This is a genomic window from Streptomyces sp. NPDC002911, from assembly GCF_053591835.1.
The window spans coordinates 1-3,158 of record NZ_JBSFUO010000078.1 but is presented as its reverse complement, the minus strand read 5'-3'; the positions used below and the strand labels follow the sequence as shown (position 1 = coordinate 3,158).

Annotated in this window: 2 protein-coding genes and 1 pseudogene; 2 read left to right on the top strand and 1 reads right to left on the bottom strand. The window is 64.6% G+C overall.

Annotated elements, in window-relative coordinates:
• Nucleotides 1-166: 166 nt before the first annotated feature.
• Nucleotides 167-911, top strand: a pseudogene (locus ACWD04_RS33850) (ISAzo13-like element transposase-related protein); the annotation flags it as partial.
• 1,291 nt (nt 912-2,202) lie between these two features.
• Entirely contained in the window at nt 2,203-2,514 is a 312-nt protein-coding gene (locus ACWD04_RS33845) for a hypothetical protein (RefSeq protein WP_451137562.1), read from the top strand.
• 74 nt (nt 2,515-2,588) lie between these two features.
• Here the strand turns inward: ACWD04_RS33845 and ACWD04_RS33840 are convergent, their stop codons facing one another.
• The gene (locus tag ACWD04_RS33840; RefSeq protein ID WP_451137561.1) at nt 2,589-3,014 is read right to left on the bottom strand and encodes a hypothetical protein; all 426 of its coding nucleotides are present in this window, start codon (nt 3,012-3,014) and stop codon (nt 2,589-2,591) included.
• Nucleotides 3,015-3,158: the final 144 nt, after the last annotated feature.

The window sequence follows — 3,158 nt, the reverse complement described above, 5'->3', positions numbered from 1 at the left end:
GCGTCTACGCGAAGCGGACCGGCACCTGAAGCGGCCGGACTCGAAGTACTCCTCCAAGCTCTCCTACCGGATCAACACCCGGGACCGGCAAGCCATACGCCGGGTCAAACCCAAGGTCATCACGCTGCACCCCGCGATAGTTCACTAACTCAAGCAACGGCATTGGCCCGGCACCTCGAAGTGGAACAAGATCGAGCACAGGCTGTTCTCACACATCACCATGAACTGGCGAGGGCAGGCCCCTGACCAGCCACGAAGTCATGCTCCAGACCATCACCGCGACCACCAGCCAGACCGGCCTCACCGTCCAGGCCGAACTCGACAGCGGTGAATACCCCACCGGCATCCGCGTCAGCGACGACGAGATCGCCGCCTTGCCCATCACCCGCCACCGCTTCCACGGCGACTGGAACTACACCCTCCACCTCCAGCGCCCGATGGACACGGCGACCACCACCAGCGCACAGGACGAGGCCCAGGCGGACGGACCGGCCCGCCTCACGCGGCGTTCGCTACAGGACCCGGAACTGACCGGGATGACCCGCCGGCAGCTCAACGAACTCATCGACGTGCTGACTCCAGCGATGGAGATTCAACGCGAGCAAGTGCTCCGCACCCGCAGAGGCCACGAACGCCTGGTGGCCCCTGGCACAGGAGCCAAACCCAAGCTCACCTCAGCCGACCGGGTCCTGGCCACCGTGCTCCACCTGCGAAAACTCGCGACCATGGACCTCCTGGGCCAGCTCTTCAACACCACCGCCATGAGCATCAGCTGGGCAGCGAAAGACGTCCGCCCGCTCCTGGAAGCCCACGGAGTTCACATCCCTGCCTCGACCGCCCGCTTCCGCACACCGACTGACATCGCGAGATTCCTCGACCTCGACACGAACAAGATCAAACCGACGTGTTGATTCCCGGCAAACCTAACGACCGCTGGAGTGCGATGGGCGGACTGGTTTCGTGAGGGACTGCCTGGGGCCCAATGTTTGAATGGCACGCTGGGTACCTCGTGCGTCAAGAAGCCGCACGTAACGCACACAGTGCACGCAACGCACGCGAGCGTAATGCCCAGAATGTCCGCCGCAGGGTGCTGACCTGCGGCTACTTTCACCCGTTTGCGCTCCACATGTTTCGCGATGACTCATCACGTGAAGAGCGCGGTGCACGGAAGCCGTCGCTCCTGGTTCAAAGTCCCAGAAAAGTCCCAGGGACTCCGTCACACCCCGCCTCGACTCGCATTTGTGCAGGTCAGAAGGGGTGTGACGGTGCCATTTTTGCAGGCTTTCAGATGTCCCGGAAGAGACCAGCGAGTGCGGTGACCTGCCGCGATGAACAGTTGGCGGTCGCTGACCTGCGTGAATGACCTTTCGGCTATTTCACGTTCGTGCCGCTTGATGGGGCCGGAAGTCCCAGAAAAGTCCCAGGGGACTCCCAGGGCTGACGGGCGCCTTTTGGCTTCATACGGCAGTACGGGTTCGTCGAACGGCCTCGTTTCCAGCGCGGGCGGTGGAGCCTAGCTGTCGAGTGGCTGGCGCTCGGCCGATACCTTGCGGGATGGTGGGGTCCTGATGATCGACGACGACTTTGCGGTCGCTGATGGCAGTGAGCCGGCAGCGCCCGCCAACCCTCGGACGCCGTAAAGTGAGAGGCCCGTCGCGCGAGCCCGGCGGGAGAAGCCTCGTGAGCTGATCGAGCGGCTCGTCGCCGAGGGCCGCGTTTGGATCACCGACCCTAATGACGACGAGGTCACGGAGTGGCGGCGTGTCGTCAACTACGCGAAACGGCACGGCCTGGAACCAGCGGGCAAGCGCATCGAGAAGGTTCCGTACGGTGGGCCGAGGCTGGAGCTGTTTCCTGCGGACGGCCCGAATCCCAATGCGCGGAGTCAACGGCCGAAGGAGAACGGGGATCCGGTTCCTGTTCCTTCACGACTGGGGAACCTCCATCCGATCGCGTCGGCGCTCAAAGACGACGAGCGCCGACACGTCATGCCGTCTGGGCTTCGCCGAAGGTGGATTCTGCTGCTGCAGGGACTGTCAGCTGAGGCGGTCCGGCGAGGGTACGAGGTGCGGAAGGCCCACTCGTTCTCCCACCCACGCGAGGGCGGAGTGGACACGGCTGTCGACGGCCTCGCATACACCGTCAGTGTCAGGCAGGAGTTCCCGCAGTCCTACGGGTTCCGACCGCTCCTCTCACCTCGTCGTGGCGCTCGTTCATGGCCTGACCGACCGGCCCGGGCGCTGGCGAGATCGGAAGACCCGGGCGCTCGAAGAGGCCCTGGATGCGGTCCTTGGAGAGATCGAGGTACAGGCGGCACAGGACGCTCGGCGCAGGCAGGACGAGCAGCAGGCCATTATGGAACGCGAAGTGAACCTCCGTCGGCTGGTGCTGGCGGGGGTTCCTCATGCGCGGGTTGCGATCACATGCTGTCGCTTCGTCATGCTGTGTAGTAGCGGCGAGGCGGATAACTCGACCGTTCAAGGTCGCTGGGCGGGGGCTCTGGCGATGCTGTGAGGCTGGCTGCGCGGGCGGCGTATCCCTGCGGCCTGAGTATGTGGGTCGCTGCCGGGCATCACCGTCGTAGGCGGTCAGGGTGACGGTGGTCCGGCCGACTCCAGCAGCCGGACATGTCGCCACACATTCGTATGGGCACGCTGGGCCGCACGTACCCAGGGAGGAGGCGCGTGCCAGTCGACGGCCACCTCGCGTTCGCCCCACCCCACCTGCATGATCCGTCGCCCAGCGGCGAAGATCTCGACGAGATCACGGCGCAGGAACAGCAGGTTCCCCCGCCAGGGCTTGTCCACACTGAAGACCGCAGAGGCGCGTCGGCCGTCCAAGCCCACGAGGTCCAGGGTGCCGGGCAACTGACGCAAGCCGAACCGGGCGGCGAACTCGAAGGACGGCACATCGTACGACCCGCCCAGAGCACTCTCCGACTCACTGTCGGAGGAGAACTCGACAGCGACTTGGTTGAAACCGATGCCTTCGGGGTCCTGCCAGTACCTTCGCATTTCCGGCTGCGGGGAAGCTGACGATACGGGGGCGAAAGCTGGGTCGAACCTAGCCTCGCCGTTTCGGTTGGGGTGCGGGTGAGGTTGAGTAGAAACGCAAAAGTGCCTTCCTGAGCTGGGACGATGGACCTTGTCTAGGGGTTC

Coding starts and splice junctions, on each gene's coding strand:
- ACWD04_RS33840 (WP_451137561.1), bottom strand. CDS start 3,014: ATGCGAAGGTACTGGCAGGACCCCGAAGGCATCGGTTTCAACCAAGTC.